Annotated in this window: 15 protein-coding genes and 1 pseudogene; 12 read left to right on the top strand and 4 right to left on the bottom strand. The window is 70.7% G+C overall.

Annotated elements, in window-relative coordinates:
• Positions 1 to 40: 40 nt before the first annotated feature.
• Complete coding sequence (locus ACWEBX_RS31420; protein ID WP_451888178.1) at positions 41 to 2,425, bottom strand: SulP family inorganic anion transporter; 2,385 nt, start codon at positions 2,423 to 2,425, stop codon at positions 41 to 43.
• Positions 2,426 to 2,753: 328 nt separating this feature from the next.
• On the opposite strand from ACWEBX_RS31420, the gene ACWEBX_RS31415 reads away from it, so the two are divergent.
• On the top strand, positions 2,754 to 4,028 hold the full coding sequence (locus ACWEBX_RS31415; protein WP_451888177.1) for a hypothetical protein: 1,275 nt from the start codon (positions 2,754 to 2,756) through the stop codon (positions 4,026 to 4,028).
• Between the two features lie 151 nt (positions 4,029 to 4,179).
• On the opposite strand, the gene ACWEBX_RS31410 is transcribed toward ACWEBX_RS31415, so the two are convergent.
• Positions 4,180 to 5,160: an ATP-binding protein gene (locus ACWEBX_RS31410; RefSeq protein ID WP_451888176.1), complete on the bottom strand. Its 981-nt coding sequence runs from the start codon at positions 5,158 to 5,160 to the stop codon at positions 4,180 to 4,182.
• A 101-nt stretch (positions 5,161 to 5,261) separates the two neighbouring features.
• Here ACWEBX_RS31410 and ACWEBX_RS31405 point away from each other — a divergent pair, with 101 nt between their 5' ends.
• A complete protein-coding gene (locus ACWEBX_RS31405) occupies positions 5,262 to 6,086 on the top strand; it encodes an oxidoreductase (protein WP_451888175.1) in 825 nt (274 codons plus the stop codon).
• 365 nt (positions 6,087 to 6,451) lie between these two features.
• Here ACWEBX_RS31405 and ACWEBX_RS31400 read toward each other — a convergent pair whose 3' ends face one another.
• Entirely contained in the window at positions 6,452 to 7,285 is an 834-nt protein-coding gene (locus tag ACWEBX_RS31400; RefSeq protein WP_451888174.1) for an HAD family hydrolase, read from the bottom strand.
• A 571-nt stretch (positions 7,286 to 7,856) separates the two neighbouring features.
• On the opposite strand from ACWEBX_RS31400, the gene ssd reads away from it, so the two are divergent.
• The 7 genes and pseudogenes from ssd to ACWEBX_RS31365 all read left to right on the top strand — a co-directional run.
• Positions 7,857 to 8,951 (top strand): septum site-determining protein Ssd, encoded by a 1,095-nt coding sequence (ssd, locus tag ACWEBX_RS31395; RefSeq protein ID WP_451888173.1) that lies wholly within the window; start codon positions 7,857 to 7,859, stop codon positions 8,949 to 8,951.
• Positions 8,948 to 10,414, top strand: coding sequence for a TadA family conjugal transfer-associated ATPase (locus ACWEBX_RS31390; protein WP_451888172.1), 1,467 nt, complete (start codon positions 8,948 to 8,950; stop codon positions 10,412 to 10,414). Before ssd ends, ACWEBX_RS31390 begins: the two co-directional genes overlap by 4 nt.
• Position 10,415: 1 nt before the next feature.
• Entirely contained in the window at positions 10,416 to 11,273 is an 858-nt protein-coding gene (locus ACWEBX_RS31385; RefSeq protein ID WP_451888171.1) for a type II secretion system F family protein, read from the top strand.
• Positions 11,270 to 12,052 carry a type II secretion system F family protein gene (locus ACWEBX_RS31380; protein ID WP_451888170.1) on the top strand — a complete coding sequence of 261 codons (783 nt, stop codon included), beginning with the start codon at positions 11,270 to 11,272 and terminating at the stop codon, positions 12,050 to 12,052. Before ACWEBX_RS31385 ends, ACWEBX_RS31380 begins: the two co-directional genes overlap by 4 nt.
• A gap of 221 nt (positions 12,053 to 12,273) precedes the next feature.
• Positions 12,274 to 12,459 (top strand): DUF4244 domain-containing protein, encoded by a 186-nt coding sequence (locus tag ACWEBX_RS31375; RefSeq protein ID WP_451888179.1) that lies wholly within the window; start codon positions 12,274 to 12,276, stop codon positions 12,457 to 12,459.
• Between the two features lie 7 nt (positions 12,460 to 12,466).
• Positions 12,467 to 12,868: a TadE family type IV pilus minor pilin gene (locus ACWEBX_RS31370; RefSeq protein WP_451888169.1), complete on the top strand. Its 402-nt coding sequence runs from the start codon at positions 12,467 to 12,469 to the stop codon at positions 12,866 to 12,868.
• Positions 12,865 to 13,293 (top strand): annotated as a pseudogene (locus ACWEBX_RS31365) (Rv3654c family TadE-like protein); the annotation flags it as partial. The gene ACWEBX_RS31370 and the pseudogene ACWEBX_RS31365, both read left to right, overlap by 4 nt.
• A gap of 64 nt (positions 13,294 to 13,357) precedes the next feature.
• Here ACWEBX_RS31365 and ACWEBX_RS31360 read toward each other — a convergent pair.
• The gene (locus tag ACWEBX_RS31360) at positions 13,358 to 15,946 is read right to left on the bottom strand and encodes a DEAD/DEAH box helicase (protein ID WP_451888168.1); all 2,589 of its coding nucleotides are present in this window, start codon (positions 15,944 to 15,946) and stop codon (positions 13,358 to 13,360) included.
• Positions 15,947 to 16,026: 80 nt separating this feature from the next.
• On the opposite strand from ACWEBX_RS31360, the gene bldG reads away from it, so the two are divergent.
• The 3 genes from bldG (at position 16,027) to ACWEBX_RS31345 (ending at position 19,661) form a co-directional block, all read left to right on the top strand.
• Positions 16,027 to 16,380, top strand: coding sequence for an anti-sigma factor antagonist BldG (bldG, locus tag ACWEBX_RS31355; protein ID WP_037625427.1), 354 nt, complete (start codon positions 16,027 to 16,029; stop codon positions 16,378 to 16,380).
• Positions 16,381 to 16,479: 99 nt separating this feature from the next.
• Complete coding sequence (locus tag ACWEBX_RS31350; RefSeq protein WP_451888167.1) at positions 16,480 to 16,908, top strand: ATP-binding protein; 429 nt, start codon at positions 16,480 to 16,482, stop codon at positions 16,906 to 16,908.
• 344 nt (positions 16,909 to 17,252) lie between these two features.
• Positions 17,253 to 19,661 carry a sodium-translocating pyrophosphatase gene (locus ACWEBX_RS31345; RefSeq protein ID WP_451888166.1) on the top strand — a complete coding sequence of 803 codons (2,409 nt, stop codon included), beginning with the start codon at positions 17,253 to 17,255 and terminating at the stop codon, positions 19,659 to 19,661.
• The last annotated feature ends 44 nt before the right edge of the window (positions 19,662 to 19,705 follow it).

Below are 19,705 nucleotides of genomic sequence, written 5' to 3'. Positions count from 1 at the left end.
TGCGCGGTCCCGCCTGACAGGACCGCGCACCACCGCCCGATCACACCGGATGCCTCAGCTCCTCCGCCGCGAACGCCCGATCGAACGCGCCTACGTGATCGAACAGTTCGGCCCCGTCGGCCCCGGCCAGCAGATACGCCTGGGCCTCCCCGACGTGGAAGTACATCCCCTGCAGTTCGAGCACGCCCTCCCGAAGGGCCCGCGCCACGGACTCGTGCGCCCGCAGGTGCTCAAGCTGCTGCACCACATTGGTCAGACAGAGCTGCTCCACCGCGTCGGCGGGTGCCCGTCCGGCGATCCGCGCACTCGGCCCATCGTCGGCCATCCGGTCCAGACTCGGCCGCCCGTGCCGCAGCCACCGCTTGAGCGGCGTGAGCGCCCCTCCGGGCTCCGACGCCAGCAAGGCCTGCATGGCCCCGCAGCCGGAGTGCCCGCACACCGTGATGGACCGCACCTTCAGTACGTCCACCGCGTACTCGATGGCCGCCGCCACCGAGTCGTCCCCGCTCTCCTTCCCCGGCAGTGGCACGAGGTTGCCGACATTGCGTACGACGAAGAGATCGCCCGGACCACTGGAGGTGATCATCGAGGTGACGAGCCGGGAGTCGGCACAGGTCAGGAACAGTTGCGACGGCCGTTGCCCTTCCCGGGCCAGCCGGGCCAGCTCATCACGCACCAGGGGCGCGGTGTTGCGCTGGAACGCGCTGATTCCGCGCGCCAGTTGATGTCCGCTAGGTCTGGCCTCGTCCATCTCGTCCTCCTGTCTGCCTGAGGGTGTCTCCGAGGGCGGGAGCCCCGGTTCGGCGGCGGCATCGCACTGGTGGTACCGCCAGGGTGTCCAGGGCAGGCAGCGGCAGTGTCCGGAGTCCGCGGGCTCGGCGATCCGCGTTCCGGTCCGCCCGCCGAGGTCGACCGTGCCGCCCTGGGCGACGTGGGTGATCTGCCAGTCGTGCAGCGACTCGTACGCCGCGTGGTCCATGAACGAGCCGTCCAGGCGTACGACCACGTCCGTCCCCCGGGGCACGAGGTGCAGGGTGCGGCTGAGCCGGGGCACGGCGAGGAACGTCAACTGGCCTCGTACATGGACGTGATGGACTCCTTCTCTCTCTTCGTGCGTGATGCGGGTGCGGCCGAGCCGGTGCAGGGCGACACCGACGGCCACGGAGACACCCAGGGCGACACCCTCGAGCACTCCGAGGAACACGACGCCGAGCGTGGTGACGGCGTACACCAGGACCTCGCGGTGGCGGGTGACCGTGCGGATGTGGTGCAGGGACACCATCTGGATGCCGACGGCCATCACCAGGGCGGCGAGCGATGCGAGGGGGATCAGCTCCAGGATCGGGACCATCAGCAGCGCGGCAATCACTACGAAAACGCCGTGCAGGATCGTCGAGTTCCGGCTGACGGCACCTGCTTGCACATTCGCCGCACTCCGTACGGCGACACCGGCGACGGGCAGTCCGCCGAGCGCGCCGGAGACGACATTGGCGGCGCCCTGCCCGAGCAGCTCCCGGTCGAGGCGGGAACGGCCGACACGGCCCCGGAGTTCCGGACGGCCGCTCACCAGCTTGTCCACGGCGACGGCCCCGAGCAGCGACTGCACGCTGCACACCAGCGTCACGGTGAGGACGGCGGCGACGATGCCGAGCACCGGCCCCTCGGGCAGTCCGGCCAGCGCGTGGATGCGCCAGGACGGCAGTTCGACCCTCGGCAGCGTCAGTCCGGCGGCAGAGGCGGTGAGGGTCGCTCCGGCGACGGCGATCAGCGCGGCGGGGACCTTGCGCAGCACCCGCCCGGTCCGTCCGGGGAGCCGCGGCCAGGCGAACAGCAGCACCAGGGTCAGCACGCTCATCGACACCGCCGAGGAATGCATCCGGGCCACCTGGTCCGGCAGTCCCACGAGATTCTCGAGGACGGAGCTCTGTGGAATGCCTCCCAGCACGATGTGGAGTTGGGCCACGGCGATGGTCACCCCGATGCCGGCCAGCATGCCGTGCACGATGGCGGGGCTGACGGCCAGGGCCGTACGGGCTACCCGCAGGCAGCCGAGACCGAGCTGGGTGATGCCCGCCAGCACGGTGATGGCGCAGGTCGCGCGCCAGCCGTAGCGCTGGATGAGCTCGGCGGTGACGAGGGTCAGTCCCGCGGCGGGACCGCTCACCTGCAGAGGCGAGCCGCCGAGCCGGCCCGCGACCAGTCCGCCGGCGGCGGCGGCGACCAGCCCGGCCTGGAGCGGCGCGCCGGTGGCGAGGGCGATGCCGAGGGACAGAGGGAGGGCGATCAGGAAGACCGCGATCGAAGCGGACAGATCGGCGCCCGCGACACGGAAGCGTCGGGGCGGGACCGGCGGGGGGCTGTGGGGCTGGTGAACCTGCGCGGGCCGAGTCGGGTCGGCGGCGCGGGTGGGGACGCAGGCAGACATGGTTCCCGTCTCCTCCGGGGCGGCGCGGTCGCGGAACAGGTGATCCCCCGTCCGAGGCGGCGGGGGGCGGGTCGCGGCCGTGGGTCACGGCATGCAGCGGCGGGATTCTTCAACGCTCGGTAAATGGATCGTAATGCAGAGTAAAGGGATGATGTCGAAAATAGGGGCAATTGGGGCATTAATTCACCCCCTGGGGTGAAGTGAGCTTTTAATCGGCTTGTCGTACTTATTCCTTCTCGGTCTCGTGAAACCTTGGCGGCCCTGTCGGTGCACAGCCGCGCCGGCGCCCCGACCGGCGCTGCCCGACGGAGGAGAAGGAGGGCGGAACATGGCCGCCACCCAGAGGATCGCCGCGGGCATGGCAATCGCCGCGGCCTGCGCCACGGCGCTCGCCGGTTGCGCGAGCGGCGGCGGCACGCCTTCCCGTGAACGTGCGCACGGTGCGAAGAAGGCGACGGGGGCTCCGGCGCCCAAGGCCACGGTCCGCCTGATCGGCGACGGATCCACGTCGTACACCGGGGCCCAGCCGCATCTTCCGCGGCCCGAGCGGCTGAGGCCGGGCCAGAGGCCACCGCAGTTCGTCGTCTTCTCCTGGGACGGCGCCGGCGAGGACGGCCAGAGGCTCTTCTCCCACTTCCGGAAGGTCTCCCGGGCCAACCGCGCGACGATGACGTACTTCCTGAGCGGCCTGTACATGCTGCCGGAGGACAAGCGCGACCGGTACTTGCCGCCACAGCACTCTCCCGGCAGCTCGGAGATCGGCTTCAACGACGGGCAGGGCATCGCGGACACCGCGAAGCAGTTGCGCGGCGCGTGGCTGGAGGGCAACGAGATCGGCACGCACTTCAACGGCCACTTCTGTGGCACGGAGGCCGGGGTCGGCCAGTGGTCGGTCGCGGACTGGAAGAGCGAGATCGCCCAGGCGAAGTCGTTCGTGAAGTCCTGGAAGACCAACACGGGCCTGAAGGACGCGGCCTCGCTGCCCTTCGACTACGACAAGGAACTCGTCGGCGCCCGCACCCCCTGTCTGGAGGGCCGCGAGAACTTCATGAAGGCGGCTCGCGAGCTGGGCTTCCGCTACGACAGCAGCGGCGTCGGCGACCAGGTCTGGCCGAAGAGGAAGGAGGGACTGTGGGACCTGTCGATGCAGCTCGTGCCGTTCCCCGGACACTCCTACGAGCAGCTCACCATGGACTACAACTTCATGGTCAACCAGTCGGGAACGCAGACCCAGGGCGACCCGGCCAAGCAGGAGTTCTGGGGCCACCAGATGCGCGACGGGCTGCTGGAGGGCTTCGACCGCGCCTACGACGGCAATCGCGCGCCTCTGATCATCGGCAACCACTTCGAGTCCTGGAACGGCGGCACCTACATGCGTGCCGTCGACGAGGTCGTCGAGCGCGTCTGCACCAGGGCCGAGGTGCGCTGTGTCTCCTTCCGTCAGTTGGCCGACTGGCTCGACGCCCAGGACCCGGCCACCCTCGCCAAGCTCCGCGGCCTCCAGGTCGCGGAGGCGCCGAAGCAGGGCTGGGCCTCCTTCCTCGCGGGCCGCCCTGCCCCGGCTCCGAAGGGTGTCCCCGGGGCACCGGCGCTCAAGCCGTAGCGGTGCCCTGGGCCGTCCCGTCGCAGTGGTGCCCCGGGCTGTCCCGTCACTCAGGTCGTCACGGTGCCCGGGGCCCTGCCCGCTCAGGCCGCGGTGGCGCTTCGGGCCGTCCGTTGCCGGGCCCGAAGCGGTGCCGTCGGCCGTCGGCTCCTCACGCGGTGGCCAGGGGGCTCTCGCCGAGCACGAATCCGGGGTCGACCTGTCCGGTGAGGTCCGCCCCGGTCTTGGCGTTGCCCCAACTGGCGGCGTTCTTCAGGTGGAACTGCACCATCTGGCGCGTGTACCGCTCCCAGTCGCGCAGCTCGTACGTGGCGTCGGCGGCGGCCCGCAGGGCGTGCAGCGAGCGCCGGTTGGCCTCTTCCAGGGTCTCGAAACGGGGCGGACGCCCCTTCTCCATGGCGCGTACCCAGTCCGAGTGCCCGACCGTGACCAGGAGGTCGTCGCCGACCTCCGCTCGCAGGAAGTCGATGTCGTCCTGGTTCTGCACCTTGTTGCCGACGACCCTCAGGGCGATGCCGAAGTCGCGGGCGTACTCCTTGTACTGGCGATAGACGGAGACTCCCTTCCGGGTCGGCTCGGCGACAAGGAACGTGATGTCGAAGCGGGTGAACAAGCCGGACGCGAAGGAATCGGAGCCCGCCGTCATGTCGACGACGACGTACTCGCTCCGGCCGTCGACGAGATGGTTCAGGCAGAGCTCCACAGCACCGGTCTTGGAGTGGTAGCAAGCCACTCCCACATCGGCCTCGGTGAACGGGCCGGTGACCATCAAACGGACCACGCCGCCGTCGAGTTCCACCGGTCGCGCGCAGGCGTCGTACACCGGATTGGTCTCGCCGACCCGCAGCAGCCGGGAGCCTTCCCCGGGCGGGGTCGTCTTGATCATCGTCTCGGCGGAGGAGATGCGCGGGTTGGAGCCGCGCAGATAGTCCTTGATGAGCGGCAGCCGCTCGCCCATGGCGGGGAGCTTCGCGGCCTCCGTCTCTTCGAGCCCGAGCGCGGCCCCCAGATGCTGGTTGATGTCGGCGTCCACGGCGACGACAGGTGCCCCTGAGGCGGCGAGGTGGCGGATGAAGAGCGAGGACAGGGTGGTCTTGCCGCTGCCGCCCTTCCCGACGAAAGCAATTTTCATGTTCACCAAGAGTAGTGCGGCCGTCGCTCCAGGTGCTCGCGCCGCGTGAAGAAGACCACTCCTTCGTGGGGCGCGGGTCCGGGGTGCGTAATGTCGTACTCATGAGTACGACAGGTGCGACCGCCGATCCGCTCGCGGCCCTCGGTTCACTTCCCGGGGTGGCCGATTCCGTGGAGTCCGTGCGCAAGGCCGTGGACCGGGTCTACGGGCACCGGATCATGCGGCGGCGTGGCAACGAGATCACGTCCGAGGCGGCGCTGCGCGGGGCCCGTGGTTCCGCGGCGCTGTCCGGGGCCGACTGGGCCCTCGAAGAGGTGCGCCGGCGTACGGACTTCAGTGCGGGGGAGGAGGACCGGACGCTCGGCGCCGCCCTGCGGCTGACCGCCGAGGCGGGCCAGCTCCTGTCCATCTGGCGGCAGTCGCCTCTGCGTGTGCTGGCCAGGCTCCACCTGGTCGCGGCGGCCGACCGGGGTGAGGCGGTCGGCCGGCCGAGGCAGAGCGGGGAGAAGGCCGAAGAGCCCCTGGTGGAGCTTCCGCTGCCGGACGCGGACGAGGTCGCGGGCCGTCTCGAAGGGCTGTCCCAGCTCATCATCGCGGGCGGTTCCGCCCCGGCCCTGGTCACGGCGGCCGTCGTCCACGGCGAACTGATCGCCCTGCGCCCGTTCGCCTCCCACAACGGACTGGTCGCGCGCGCCGCCGAGCGCATCGTCCTGATCGGCAGTGGTCTCGACCCGAAGTCCATCTGCCCGGCGGAGGTCGGCCACGCGGAACTCGGCCGTGCGGCCTATCTCGGGGCACTGGACGGTTACGTCTCCGGCACCCCGGACGGCATGGCCGCATGGATCGCGCACTGCGGCAGGGCCGTCGAGCTGGGCGCCAGGGAGTCCGCCGCGGTCTGCGAGGCGCTGCAGCGAGGCGCCGCGTAAGGGCGTGATCGCCTGGAAAGGGTTGCGGCGGTACGAGTTCTCGTACCGCCGCTGGCACGTTCACCGGGTTACCAGGCGTCCTCGATATGTTGCCCATCAGGCCGGGATCTTCTGCCCGTCACCTGGTGCGGCTGGCCCGTAATCGACGGGTCGACGTCGCGTGGGTGCTCGATGTTCATGCTCGGTCCGTGGGGCCTGGTTGCGTTTGAAGGTGATCCTCTCGGATGTCCTTGGTCTCGCGGGCCGTTAAACCCTTTGTACTCCAGGTCCGGAGGAAGCGAAACCCCTCACCGCACTTCTTTACTTTTAGGTTCAAAAGGGTGAGAAATGGACTTCATTTAGGACCCTTTCGCGCGCGTGGAGGTTCACACCGCCGTCGCGCGGCGTCGGCTGGCGTACCAGACGAGTCCCGCCGTGGCCGCCGCGGCTCCTATCGCGGCCGCCGCGACGAGTGCGGGGCGAGGGGGTACGGACAGGCCGGGCAGCCGTTGCTTCAGCCGGACCGGGCGGTGGAAGTCCAGAATCGGCCACGCGCGGGCGACCGCCTCCCGGCGCAGCGCGCGGTCCGGATTCACCGCGTGCGGATGTCCGACGGACTCCAGCATCGGCAGATCGGTCGCCGAGTCGCTGTAGGCGTAACAGCGGGGCAGGTCGTACCCCTCGGACGCGGCCAGCTCCTTGATCGCCTCGGCCTTCGTCGGCCCGTAGGCGTAGTACTCCACCTCTCCGGTGAAGCAGCCGTCCTCGCCGACGACCATGCGGGTCGCCACGACCCGGTCGGCGCCGAGCAGTTCGCCGATCGGCTCCACGACCTCGGCACCGGACGTGGACACGATCACGACGTCGCGACCGGCCTTGTGGTGCTGCTCGATGAGCGACGCGGCCTCGTCGTAGATGATCGGGTCGATGAGGTCGTGCAGTGTCTCGGCGACGATCTCCTTGACCTGCTGGACGTTCCAGCCGCGGCACATCGAGGACAGGTACTTGCGCATCCGTTCCATCTGGTCGTGGTCGGCGCCGCCCGCCAGGAACACGAACTGGATGTACGCGGTACGCAAGGCCGCCCTGCGGTTGATCAGTCCGCCTTGGTAGAACGACTTGCTGAAGGTGAGCGTGCTCGACTTCGCAATGACCGTCTTGTCCAGGTCGAAGAAGGCCGCTGTACGAGGCAAGGAGTGGTTTTCCACGAGGTCGAGCATAGGGCCCACCATTCGGCGTAAGGTGAGGCGCGTGGGTTTGCCTGAGAAGGCTCTCGGGTACACCATGGAAGTCACGGATCGTTCGCGACCGTGCTAACCCGGTCCGACTCCTCCCCCCCCGAGTCGGCCGTGGGGACGACCCCCGCTCTCCCCCCCGGCGGGGGTCGTCGCATGTCCGGATGGGTTTTCTCCGCTTCTGCGCGGCCCCGGAGCCTCCTCGGCACCGTTGATTCCGCCCTCTCATTGCATCCATGATCCGTCACTGTGCGTAGCTGTGGGGATGCTCTGCGGAAGCCGTTGAGCGTTCACCGGTAGGCGTGAAGGCGATATTCACAGCCGCCGAGTTGTCCACAGTTTTGGACCAAGATCCACACGATTTCCGGGATCGCCGCACCGTGATTCTCACGCGCTCCGTTCGTGGCCGGTTCATGACCGGTTCCGTTTGTCGGACGCGTTTGGCCGGTTCGTATCGGCCGTTCATATGGAGGCCGCTTGACGGCTCTTCACACGAGCGGGAATCACGGGGTCCTGGAGGGCCCCGCGCAAGAAGCAGCGAAGGGGGCTGGAGATCGTGGCGGGAGCCATCACCCATGACCGGCCGCCCACCGCCGAGGGGCGGCAGGGCGGACCATTGATCGTCACCGAGGACGTCGACCTCCTGGACGACCTGCTGCGCCTGTGCGCCGCGGCGGGCGCGCGGCCCGAGGTCCATCACGGGATTCCGGAACGCAGGGGGAGCTGGGAGGCGGCGCCCCTCGTCCTGGTCGGCGACGACGCGGCATCGCGCGTACGGGGCGCCGCGCGGAGAAGGGGAGTGGTTCTGGTAGGCCGGGACCAGGACGATTCCGGAGTCTGGCGGCGTGCCGTCGAGATCGGCGCTGATCACGTCCTGGTGCTGCCGGACGGCGAGCAATGGCTCGTCGACCGCATCGCGGATGTGGCCGAAGGAGTCGGCAGGCCCGCTCTCACCGTCGGTGTGCTCGGCGGCCGTGGCGGGGCCGGCGCCTCCACGCTGGCCTGCGCGCTCGCCGTCACCTCCGCGCGTGAGGGGAAGCGCACCCTGCTCGTGGACGCGGACCCTCTCGGAGGCGGACTGGACGTACTCCTCGGCGGGGAGACGGCCGAGGGGCTGCGCTGGCCGGCGTTCGCGGCGTCCCGCGGCAGGGTCGGCGGTGGCGCCCTGGAGGAGTCCCTGCCCCGACTGCACGCCTTGCGGGTCCTGAGCTGGGACCGGAGCGACACGGTCACCGTTCCCCCGCAGGCGGTGCGCGCGGTGCTGGCCGCCGCCAGAAGGCGTGGTGGCGTGGTGGTCGTCGACCTGCCCCGCCGCATCGACGAAGGTGTCGCCGAGATCCTCGCCCAGCTCGACATGGGGTTGCTGGTGGTCCCCGCCGACCTGCGCTCGGTCGCGGCGGCCGGGCGGGTGGCGTCCGCGGTCGGCATGGTTCTGCGCGATCTGCGGATCGTGGTCCGCGGCCCCTGCGCGCCGGGCCTCGACGACCGCGAGGTCGCCCGTCTGCTCGACCTGCCCCTGGTGGGCGAACTGCCGGCGGAGTCCTTCCCGCTCGACGGCGGGGCACCACCGGGGAGCGCGGCGAAGGGGCCCCTGGCACGGTTCTGCACGGCCTTCTGGGAGCGCGTTCCGGTCGAAGGAGGGGGCGTATGAGCTGGGACGCGAGAAAGGAAACGCGGGGCGGTCCACCAGGCCTCCCGCCCGCGGGGACGGAGGCGTGGGACGGGGCCGGGGCCGGCCCGGACGGCGGTGCGGGGCTGCTGGACGGCGTGCGGCAATGGCTGGCCGAGAGCGGATCCGAACCGACTCCCGCGCGCGTGGCCCAGGCGCTGCGTGAACAGGGGCGGGTGCTCGGGGACGCCGAAGTCCTCGGCGCGGCCGAGCGGCTGCGCTCCGAGCTGGTCGGCAGCGGTCCGCTGGAGCCGCTGCTCGCCGACCCGTCGGTGACCGACGTGCTCGTGTCGGCGCCCGACCGGGTCTGGGTGGACCGCGGCGGCGGCCTGGAGCTGACCACCGTGTCGTTCCCGGACGCGGCAGCCGTACGACGTCTCGCGCAGCGCCTCGCGGCGGTGGCCGGCAGACGGCTCGACGACGCTCGCCCCTGGGTGGACGCCAGGCTGCCGGACGGAACCCGTCTGCACGCGGTGCTGCCACCGGTGGCCGTCGGCTCCACGTGCCTGTCCCTGCGTGTCGTGCGGCCGCGCGCGTTCACTCTCGACGAGCTGGTGGCGGCGGGAACGGTGCCGCCCGGAGGGGACAAGGTGCTCAGAGCACTGCTGGACGCCCGGTTGTCCTTCCTCATCAGCGGAGGCACGGGCTCGGGCAAGACGACCTTGCTGAGCGCGCTGCTGGGGCTGGTGGGTCCGGGAGAGCGGATCGTGCTCGCCGAGGACTCGGCCGAGCTGCGTCCCGACCATCCGCATGTGGTGCGCCTGGAAGGGAGGCCCGCCAATCAGGAGGGCGTCGGCCTCGTCTCGCTCCAGGATCTCGTCCGGCAGGCCCTGCGGATGAGACCGGACCGACTGGTGGTCGGCGAGGTGCGAGGTCCGGAGGTCGTCTCGCTGCTGGCGGCGCTGAACACAGGACACGAGGGCGGCTCGGGAACGCTTCACGCCAACGCTGCGGCGCAGGTCCCGGCCCGGCTGGAGGCCCTGGGCACCGCGGCGGGCCTCGACAGGGCCGCGCTGCACAGCCAACTGGCGGCGGCGCTGTCCGTGGTCCTTCATCTCGTACGGGACCGCACCGGACGGCGCCGGATCGCCGAGGTTCATGTGCTGGAACGAGCCCCGTCGGGGCTCGTGTTGACGGTGCCTGCTCTGCGGTGGGGCGAGGACGCCTTCGCCTGCGAGCGGGGGTGGGAGCGGCTGCGGGAGCTCCTTCGGGAGGGAAGCCAGGGATGTCGAAACCAGGGGGGTCGGGAGGCGATCGGCACGGGTGAGGGGTGTCGCGAGCCGATGGGGTCGGGCCAGGGGTGTCGCGAGCCGTTCGGGCTCGGGAGAGAGGAAGTTCCTCCGGACCGGAGGAGGACGAGGAGTCCTTCGGAGGTGGTGGACACCGGGGTCTTCACGGGGGCCGGACGTCGGGACGCGATCGGGGAGCGGGATGAGGTTCGGTGAGATGGCGGACGCACCTGCCGGAGCGGCCGTGGCGTGCGCCGGGATCGCGGCCTGGCTGATCGGCGGGCACGGCTCGGGCGCGCGCAGAGCGAGGGTGCTGCTCGCCGGCTGCGGGGCGGCGACCGGGCCGCCCCTGTGGGAGTGGGCCCGTGTCGGCTGGCCACGGCTGCGCGGGCGGCTGCGGCCCGAAGCGTGGTCGCTGGTGGCGGGAGCGGTGATCGCGGTACTGGGCACGTCACTTGTGCCCCTGTTCCTCGGAGCCGCCGGCATGCCCCTGTTGCGCCGGGTGCGGCGAGCGGCGGAGGCCCGGCGCGAGGGTGAGCGACGGGGCGACGCGGTGATCGCCCTGTGCGGCGCGCTCGCCGGTGAGGTGCGGGCCGGACGCCAGCCCGGCGAGGCGCTGCTCGCGGCCGCACGTGATTCGGACGGACTCGCTGGGGCGCAGCCGTCGGTGCTGGCCGCGGCGAGATTCGGCGGAGACGTGCCGGGCGCGCTCACCGAGGCGGCACGGCAGCCCGGCGCCGACGGACTGGTGGGGCTCGCCGTGTGCTGGCGTGTGGCCGTGGACCGGGGCGCGGGGCTGGCGGCGGGACTGGACCGACTGGAGGCCGCGCTGCGAGCCGAGCGGGATCAACGAGCCGACATGCATGCCCAGTTGGCTGGGTCGCGCTCGACCGCCTCCATGCTCGCGGGCCTGCCCGTCCTCGGTCTCCTGCTCGGCACCGCGCTCGGCGCGGAACCCCTGCACGTGCTGCTGCACACCGGTCCCGGGCTGGGCTGCCTGCTGGTCGGCGGGGTGCTGGAGAGCGTGGGGCTGTGGTGGGCGCTGCGGATCGTACGAGGAGCGGAGGCGGCATGAGCGCGGAAGTTGTCCACAGGCTGGGGGTACTTGTGTGCGGAGTGCTCCTGATCGGCTCGCCGGCCCGTTGGCTCGGGACGGTGCGGCGGGCGAGGAGAGTGCGGGGCCGCCTGGCCGCGCTGCTGCTCCCGGAACCCGCGCCATCACCGCGGCGCCACGAGGTACGGGGCTTCGGCCGGCGATGGCTGCCCCTGCTGGGTGTCGTGTGTACCGGCTGGGTTCTGATCGGCGGGCTCGTCGGAGTTCTGGTCGGACTGGCAGCAGGGTTCGGAGTCCGATGGTGGCTCCGGCGGCGGAATCCGGGACCTCCGGAGGAGTACGACGTGGCGTCGGCCGCCCGCCAACTGCCCCTCGCAGCAGACTTGGTGGCCGCCTGCATCGCTGCGGGGGCGAGTCCGGTGGCGGCTGCCCAGGCCGTAGGCGAGGCACTGGGCGGACCTGTGGGCGAGAGGCTGGCCCGTGGTGCGGCGGAGGTGCGGCTCGGCGGTGAACCGGTCGACGCGTGGCGGAGGTTGGCGTCGTTGCCGGGTGCTCAGGGGTTGGCGCGACTGCTGGAGCGGGCGGGTGAGTCGGGCGTCCCGGCGGCTGTACCGGTGGGCCGGCTCGCGGCGGAGGCCCGCGCCGAGTGGGCGCGCACGGCGACGGCGAGGGCCCGCCGAGCGGCCGTCATGGTCACCGCCCCGGTGGGGCTGTGCTTCCTGCCCGCCTTCCTCGCGATCGGCGTGCTGCCCGTGGTGATCGGGCTGGCCGACGGATTGCTGCGAGGGGGTGGTGGGTGACGGACGGCGGGGCGAGTGGTGAACAGCGGCGAAGAACGAAGCGGACGAAGTGACCTGCAGGGCTGAATCTCACGGAGGTTGAAATGAGCGGGACGGCGCGAGTTCTCGGATCGGCGCGAGGACGGGGACGAGAACAGGAGCAGAACCAGGACCAGGAGCAGAACCAGGACCAGGAGCAGGAACAGGTGGAGAACCAGGGGCAGGGGCGAGGGCGTGCGTGGATGCGGGCCTGGATGGTCGCGTCCGTCGCGGCGCGGAAGGACGCGGGGATGGTCACGTCCGAGTACGCGGTGGGTGTCATCGCGGCGGTGGCCTTCGCGGCCGCGCTCTACAAGGTGGTGACGAGCGGGCAGGTCGGCGAGGAACTGCAGGGCATCGTGGGGCGGGCGCTGAATGTCCAGATGTGAACGCCGCATGGGACAAGCCAAGTTGAGGGCGGGTCCGGTCCCGCGCCGGGACGGTGGATTCGTCACCGCCGAGGCCGCCGTGGTTCTGCCCTCTCTGGTGCTCGTCGGCATGGCGCTCGTCTGGGCACTGCTCGCCGCGTCCGCGCAGATCCAGTGCGTGGACGCGGCGAGGGCGGGCGCTCGGTCGGCGGCGCGCCAGGACCCGGAGGAAGCCGTCCTGGAGACGGCCCGCCGCGCGGCCCCGCCCGGCGCGAAGATCACGGTGGGCCGGGAAGGGGACCTGGTCCGGGTCACTGTCGGCGCGCGGACACCCGGTCCCGCCGCTCTGTCCCTTGAACTGAAGGACGAGGCGGTGGCGCTGGCGGAGGAGACGGTGGGAAGTACGGTCGCGGGGGTGGAGGGGAGATGAGGAGCCGGAGTGCCGGGCTGAGCCGGCGATCGGCGAGGCCGCCCGTCGGGAGGGGCCGTTGTGCGCGGGGGCGTGAGTCCTCCGACCGGGGGAGTGCGTCCTCCGACAGAGGGTCCGCGACGGTGTGGACGGTGGGTGTGGTCGCTGTGCTCTGTGCGGTCTTCGGGGCGGTGCTGTCGATGGGACAGGCCGTCGTGGTGCGGCACCGGGCCGCAGGGGCCGCGGACTTGGCGGCCCTCGCCGCGGCAGACCACTGGAGCGACGGTGGCACGGCGGCCTGCGCTCGCGCGGACCGGGTGGTCCGAGCCCAGAACGCGCGGCTCGTGCGGTGCGAGGTCGAGGGCCAGATCTCGGACGTGACGGCGTCGTCCGGAACGGGACCGATCACCGCCGAGGTCAGATCGAGGGCGGGGCCTGCGGGGTCGTGCACCCGCGAATCACCCGTTCGGCCCATCCGGGCCCAACTTTCGTCCGACCGGCCGCCGGCCTTCACCCATCCGGCCTATCCAGCCCATTCGGCCCACCCAGCCCATTCGGTCCTACCGACCCGTCCGGACCCATCCCGGCCCGACTGCCCTCGCCGGACTGCTCGCGACCCGACTCCTCACCAGCCGGCGCCTCCGGGCCTGGCTCCGGTGCGGCCCGCAGGAGTTCCGTGAGCAGGCGTACGGCGCCTCGCTTGTGGAGGGGATCGTTGCCGTTCCCGCATTTGGGGGACTGGATGCAGGAGGGGCAGCCGGCGTCGCACTCGCACGAGGCGATGGCCTGACGGGTGGCCGTGAGCCAGGAGCGGGCGGTGTGGAAGGCCCGCTCGGCGAATCCGGCGCCGCCCGGGTGGCCGTCGTACACGAAGACGGTGGGCAGGAGCGTGTCCGGGTGGAGCGGGACGGAGACGCCGCCGATGTCCCAGCGGTCGCAGGTGGCGAACAGCGGCAGCATGCCGATCGAGGCGTGCTCCGCGGCGTGCAGGGTGCCGCCGAGGATCTCCGGGTTGATCCGGGCCGCGTCGAGCTGGTCCTCGGTGACCGTCCACCAGACGGCACGGGTGCGGAGCGTACGGGGAGGGAGGTCGAGCTTGGTCTCGCCGAGCACTTCGCCGGTGATGACGCGGCGGCGCAGGAAGGAGACGACCTGGTTGGTGACTTCCACGGAGCCGTAGCACAACCGGCCGTCACCCCAGGGGACTTCGACGTCGGTCTCGAGGACGGCGATGGTGGTCGTGTCGCGCGCGACCGTCGAATACGGCGGACTGGCCTCCTCGACCAGGGCGACGGAGTCCTCCAGGTCCAGTTTGCGCACCAGGTACGTACGGCCCTGGTGCAGATGGACCGCGCCCTCGTGGACCGCCGTGTGCGCGGCGCCCTCGTCGACCGTGCCGAGCAGGCGGCCGGTGCCGGCCTCGACGATCTGCACCGGGCTGCCGCCGCCCCCGCGGATATCGGTCAGGTCGACGGCCCGCTCCCGGCGCGTCCAGTGCCAGGCCGTGGCCCGGCGGCGCAGCAGCTTCGCGGCCTCCAGCTGCGGCAGCAGTCCGGCGGCGGCGGGGCCGAAGAGGTCCAAGTCCTCGTCCGTGAGCGGGATCTCGGAGGCGGCGGCACACAGGTGCGGGGCCAGGACGTAGGGGTTGTCCGGGTCGAGGACGGTGGATTCCACCGGTTGGTCGAACAGCGCCTCGGGGTGATGGACGAGGAAGGTGTCCAGCGGGTCGTCGCGGGCGACCAGGATCGCCAGCGCGCCTTCTCCGGAGCGGCCCGCGCGGCCGGCCTGCTGCCAGAGGGAGGCGCGGGTGCCCGGGTAGCCGGAGATGACGACGGCGTCGAGGCCGGAGATGTCGACACCGAGTTCGAGGGCGGTGGTGGCGGCGAGGCCGAGGAGTTCTCCGGAGTGCAGGGCGCTCTCCAGGGCACGGCGTTCCTCGGGGAGGTAGCCGCCGCGGTAGGCGGCGACGCGCCGGGCCAGCGAGCGGTCGATCTCGGCGAGGCGCTCCTGGGCGATCACCGCGATCAGCTCGGCGCCACGCCGGGACCGTACGAAGGAGATCGAGCGCATGCCCTGGACGGTGAGGTCGGTCAGCAGGTCGGCCGTCTCGGCGGTGGCGGTACGCCGGACGGGTGCACCTTTCTCGCCGTGCAGTTCGGTGAGCGGGGGCTCCCACAGGGCGAACACGAGTTCCCCTCGCGGGGAGGCGTCGTCGGCGACCTCGACGACGGGGAGGCCGGTCAGGCGGCGCGCCGCGACCGAGGGTTCGGCGGCGGTCGCGGAGGCCAGCAGGAAGACGGGAGAGGCGCCGTAGCGGGCGCAGAGGCGGCGCAGCCGGCGCAGGACCTGGGCGACGTGGGAGCCGAAGACGCCGCGGTAGGTGTGGCACTCGTCGATGACGACGTAGCGCAGGGCGCGCAGGAAGGAGGACCAGCGGGGATGGGAGGGCAATATCCCGCGGTGCAGCATGTCGGGGTTGGTGAGGACGTAGTTCGCGTACTGGCGTACCCATTCGCGTTCCTCGAAGGGTGTGTCGCCGTCGTACACGGCTGGGCGAACGGCATTGCCCAGCGGTTGTGAAAGTTCCTTCACCGAGCGGCGCTGGTCGGCCGCCAGGGCCTTGGTGGGGGCCAGGTAGAGGGCGGTGGCACCCCGGCCGTTCGGGGCCTCGGAGCCCTCCAGGAGGGCCGTCAGGACGGGGGCGAGGTAGGCCAGGGACTTGCCGGAGGCAGTGCCGGTGGCGACGATCACCGACTCGCCGTCCAGGGCGTGCTCGGCGACGCGTGCCTGGTGGGCCCACGGGTGTTCGATGCCCGCCGCCTGCACCGCGGCGATGACCTCCGAACGGATCCGGTCGGGCCAGACGGCATGGCGACCCGCTCGCGGGGGCAAGTGCTCCGTATGAGTGATGCGCGAAGCCCGGCTCGGCCCCGAGGCGAGCCGGTCCAGGACGGTGCTCGGCGAAGGGCGGGAAGCGGTGTCCGCCGAGGATCGATCGGATCGGTGATTCTTGGCCATCGGCATCGAGTGTGTCACTGGCGTGACGGACAATGGGCCCAAGGCGTCGTGCACGCCTGCCGGTAAGTGATTGAATGCCATCGCGGCTGGCGAACCGTCCCGGGGGCTCTGCCGAGGTGTCCCATGGGGCGACCGCTCGATAGCAAGGTGCTGGAGGATCCGTGGACCTGTCTCTGTCGACTCGCAATGTGTCCGGCCCTAACGGCGACCGTACGGTCGTCGAGGTCGGCGGCGAAATCGATGTATATACCGCGCCCAAGCTGCGAGAGCAGCTGGTCGAGCTGGTGAACGACGGTAGCTTCCACCTCGTCGTCGACATGGAGGGCGTGGACTTCCTCGACTCCACCGGTCTCGGCGTGCTGGTGGGCGGCCTGAAGCGTGTCCGGGCCCATGAGGGCTCGCTGCGTCTGGTCTGCAACCAGGAGCGCATTCTGAAGATCTTCCGTATTACCGGCCTCACCAAGGTGTTCCCGATCCACACCTCGGTGGACGAGGCGGTCAACGCGACCGACTGACGGCCGGTCTCCCGGGTCGTGGGCCCGGGATCGCACATCGGGGACCGGGCCCTGTGGCCCGGCCCCCAGACAGCACGCCCGTAGTTCAGAGGGGGATGCATGGCCACCGTTGAACTCCGCTTCAGCGCGTTGCCCGAGCACGTCAGGACCGCCCGACTGGTGGCGGCAGCGGTGGCGCGCAGGGCCGGAGTGGACGAGGCCGTCCTCGACGAGGTCAGGCTCGCCGTCGGTGAGGCCTGTACTCGTGCCGTCGGACTGCACCAGAGCGGCGGTATCGCGGCGCCGGTGCACGTGTCGCTGATCGAGGAGGAGAAGCAGTTCTCCATCGAGGTCGGTGACGAGGCGCCGGGTTCGGTGCCCGGCGGGGCGGCGTCCGGCGCCGTCTCGGACGCGGAGGCCGAGGAGGACGAGATGGGCCTCGCGGTCATCAGCGGCCTCGTCGACGACGTGGAAGTCATCGCCGGAGAGCACGGCGGACTGATCAGGATGAGCTGGCCGACCACGCCGCCGGCCGTAGCTCTTTCCTGACAGCCGTCCCTCTTAGTTTGTCCTGAAGGGCCCTACTCGGTGGGGCCCTTCGGCATGTCCGGGAACGTGTTTTCGTCCTCAGGGTGATCGCGCAGTCCGGTAATCGTGTACTCCGGTGATCGCGCACGGCGTTTCGTGAATTGATTCACGATCAGTCGCGTGATAATTGGATCAAGCGTCAACGCTTCTGGGGCATTACTGCATTTGGGTCCGTGGGCGCCTGTCGATCATGTGCCGAAGGGCAAGTGACGGCTAATTCCGCTTACCGCCCACTGTTTCGATCAGGTTCCGGTATCTAGAATCCGTCCACATCTTGAGCTCAGCCCAAGCGTCAAGGAGGACGAATGGCGGGGCTTTCTACCCCTCATCAGTTTGACCACCCCACAACCTTCGCAGCCGCGGTTCTGACGGACGACAACCGTCTCATCGTGACGGTCGTCGCGGTCGTCGCCGTGGCAGCGCTCGTGGTCGCCGGGATCCTGGTACGCCAGGTCCTCGCGGCCGGCGAGGGCACCGACAGCATGAAGAAGATCGCGACGGCGATCCAGGAAGGCGCGAATGCCTACCTGGGACGTCAGATGCGCACGCTCGGCGTATTCGCCGTCGTGGTGTTCTTCCTGCTCATGCTGCTTCCCGCGGACGACTGGAATCAGCGCGCCGGACGGTCGATCTTCTTCTTGATCGGCGCGGCGTTCTCGGCGACCACCGGCTATATCGGCATGTGGCTCGCCGTACGGAGCAATGTCCGCGTGGCCGCCGCCGCACGGGAAGCGACCCCGGCGGAGGGTGAGCCCGAAAAGGATCTCACCGCCGTCTCGCACAAAGCCATGAAGATCGCTTTCCGCACCGGTGGCGTCGTCGGCATGTTCACAGTGGGGCTCGGTCTGCTGGGCGCCTCCTGTGTGGTGCTCGTGTACGCGGCCGACGCGCCGAAGGTCCTTGAGGGCTTCGGTCTCGGCGCGGCGCTGATCGCCATGTTCATGCGTGTCGGCGGCGGCATCTTCACCAAGGCCGCCGACGTCGGGGCCGACCTGGTCGGCAAGGTCGAGCAGGGCATCCCGGAGGACGACCCGCGCAATGCCGCGACGATCGCCGACAACGTGGGCGACAACGTGGGCGACTGCGCCGGTATGGCCGCCGACCTCTTCGAGTCGTACGCCGTCACGCTCGTCGCCGCGCTGATCCTCGGCAAGGTGGCGTTCGGCGACTCGGGGCTCGCGTTCCCGCTGATCGTGCCCGCGATCGGCGTACTCACCGCGATGATCGGCATCTTCGCGGTGGCGCCCCGGCGCTCCGACCGCAGCGGCATGTCCGCGATCAACCGCGGGTTCTTCATCTCCGCGGTGATCTCGCTCGTCCTGGTCGCCCTCGCCGTCTACATCTACCTTCCGGGGACCTACGCCGAACTGGACGGGGTCACGGACGCGGCGATCAAGGCCAAGGGCGGTGACCCGCGGGTCCTCGCGGTCGTCGCCGTCGGCATCGGCATCGTGCTGGCCGCGCTCATCCAGCAGTTGACCGGCTACTTCACCGAGACCAGCCGCCGGCCCGTCCGGGACATCGGCAAGAGTTCCCTCACCGGCGCGGCCACCGTCGTCCTCGCCGGCATCTCCATCGGTCTCGAATCGGCCGTCTACACCGCCCTGTTGATCGGCCTCGGCGTGTACGGGGCCTTCCTGCTGGGCGGCACGTCGATCATGCTGGCGCTGTTCGCCGTGGCGCTCGCCGGAACGGGCCTGCTCACCACGGTCGGTGTCATCGTCGCGATGGACACCTTCGGTCCCGTCTCCGACAACGCGCAGGGCATCGCCGAGATGTCAGGCGACGTCGAGGGCGCGGGCGCGCAGGTGCTCACCGACCTGGACGCGGTCGGCAACACCACCAAGGCCATCACCAAGGGCATCGCCATCGCCACCGCCGTTCTCGCGGCCTCGGCCCTCTTCGGCTCGTACCGTGACGCGATCACCACGGCCGCGAGCGACGTGGGCGAGAAGGTCTCGGGAGCGGGCGCGCCGATGAACCTGATGATGGACATCTCCCAGCCCAACAACCTGGTGGGTCTCATCGCGGGCGCCGCGGTCGTCTTCCTCTTCTCGGGGCTGGCGATCAACGCGGTGTCGCGGTCCGCCGGGGCCGTGGTCTACGAGGTGCGGCGGCAGTTCCGCGACCACCCCGGGATCATGGACTACTCGGAGAAACCCGAGTACGGGCGCGTCGTCGACATCTGCACCAAGGACGCGCTGCGCGAACTCGCCACACCAGGCCTGCTCGCGGTCCTCACGCCGATCGCGATCGGGTTCACGCTCGGCGTCGGGGCGCTCGGTTCGTTCCTCGCGGGTGCGATCGGAACCGGCACGCTGATGGCGGTGTTCCTCGCCAACTCCGGTGGCGCGTGGGACAACGCCAAGAAGCTCGTCGAGGACGGCCACCACGGCGGCAAGGGCAGCGAGGCACACGAGGCGACGGTGATCGGTGACACGGTCGGCGACCCGTTCAAGGATACGGCGGGCCCCGCGATCAACCCGCTGCTGAAGGTCATGAACCTGGTGTCGCTGCTGATCGCGCCGGCGATCGTCAAGTTCTCGTACGGCGACGACAAGAGTGTCGGCGCAAGGGTGTTCATCGCCGTCCTCGCGCTCGCCGTGATCGTGGGATCCGTGTACGTCTCCAAGCGGCGCGGGATCGTCATGGGCGACGAGGAGGACAACGACGAAGGGGTCGCCAAGTCGGCCGATCCTGCGGTGGTTTCGTAGCGCACGGGTTCCGCCCCCTGATCCGGCACGGAATTCCGTGCCGG

Source organism: Streptomyces sp. NPDC005070 (assembly GCF_053600395.1).
Note: the sequence above shows the minus strand (reverse complement) of the source record. Positions and strands in the feature narration are given on the sequence as shown.

Excerpts from the sequence above, each read along its gene's own strand:
- ACWEBX_RS31415 (WP_451888177.1), top strand. The coding sequence starts at position 2,754 with ATGGCCGCCACCCAGAGGATCGCCGCGGGCATGGCAATCGCCGCGGCC.
- ACWEBX_RS31360 (WP_451888168.1), bottom strand. The coding sequence starts at position 15,946 with ATGGCATTCAATCACTTACCGGCAGGCGTGCACGACGCCTTGGGCCCA.
- ACWEBX_RS31375 (WP_451888179.1), top strand. The coding sequence starts at position 12,274 with ATGCGGGCCTGGATGGTCGCGTCCGTCGCGGCGCGGAAGGACGCGGGG.
- ACWEBX_RS31345 (WP_451888166.1), top strand. The coding sequence starts at position 17,253 with ATGGCGGGGCTTTCTACCCCTCATCAGTTTGACCACCCCACAACCTTC.
- ACWEBX_RS31380 (WP_451888170.1), top strand. The coding sequence starts at position 11,270 with ATGAGCGCGGAAGTTGTCCACAGGCTGGGGGTACTTGTGTGCGGAGTG.
- ACWEBX_RS31370 (WP_451888169.1), top strand. The coding sequence starts at position 12,467 with ATGGGACAAGCCAAGTTGAGGGCGGGTCCGGTCCCGCGCCGGGACGGT.
- ACWEBX_RS31390 (WP_451888172.1), top strand. The coding sequence starts at position 8,948 with ATGAGCTGGGACGCGAGAAAGGAAACGCGGGGCGGTCCACCAGGCCTC.
- ACWEBX_RS31400 (WP_451888174.1), bottom strand. The coding sequence starts at position 7,285 with ATGCTCGACCTCGTGGAAAACCACTCCTTGCCTCGTACAGCGGCCTTC.
- ACWEBX_RS31420 (WP_451888178.1), bottom strand. The coding sequence starts at position 2,425 with ATGTCTGCCTGCGTCCCCACCCGCGCCGCCGACCCGACTCGGCCCGCG.
- ACWEBX_RS31410 (WP_451888176.1), bottom strand. The coding sequence starts at position 5,160 with ATGAAAATTGCTTTCGTCGGGAAGGGCGGCAGCGGCAAGACCACCCTG.
- ACWEBX_RS31385 (WP_451888171.1), top strand. The coding sequence starts at position 10,416 with ATGGCGGACGCACCTGCCGGAGCGGCCGTGGCGTGCGCCGGGATCGCG.
- ACWEBX_RS31350 (WP_451888167.1), top strand. The coding sequence starts at position 16,480 with ATGGCCACCGTTGAACTCCGCTTCAGCGCGTTGCCCGAGCACGTCAGG.
- ACWEBX_RS31405 (WP_451888175.1), top strand. The coding sequence starts at position 5,262 with ATGAGTACGACAGGTGCGACCGCCGATCCGCTCGCGGCCCTCGGTTCA.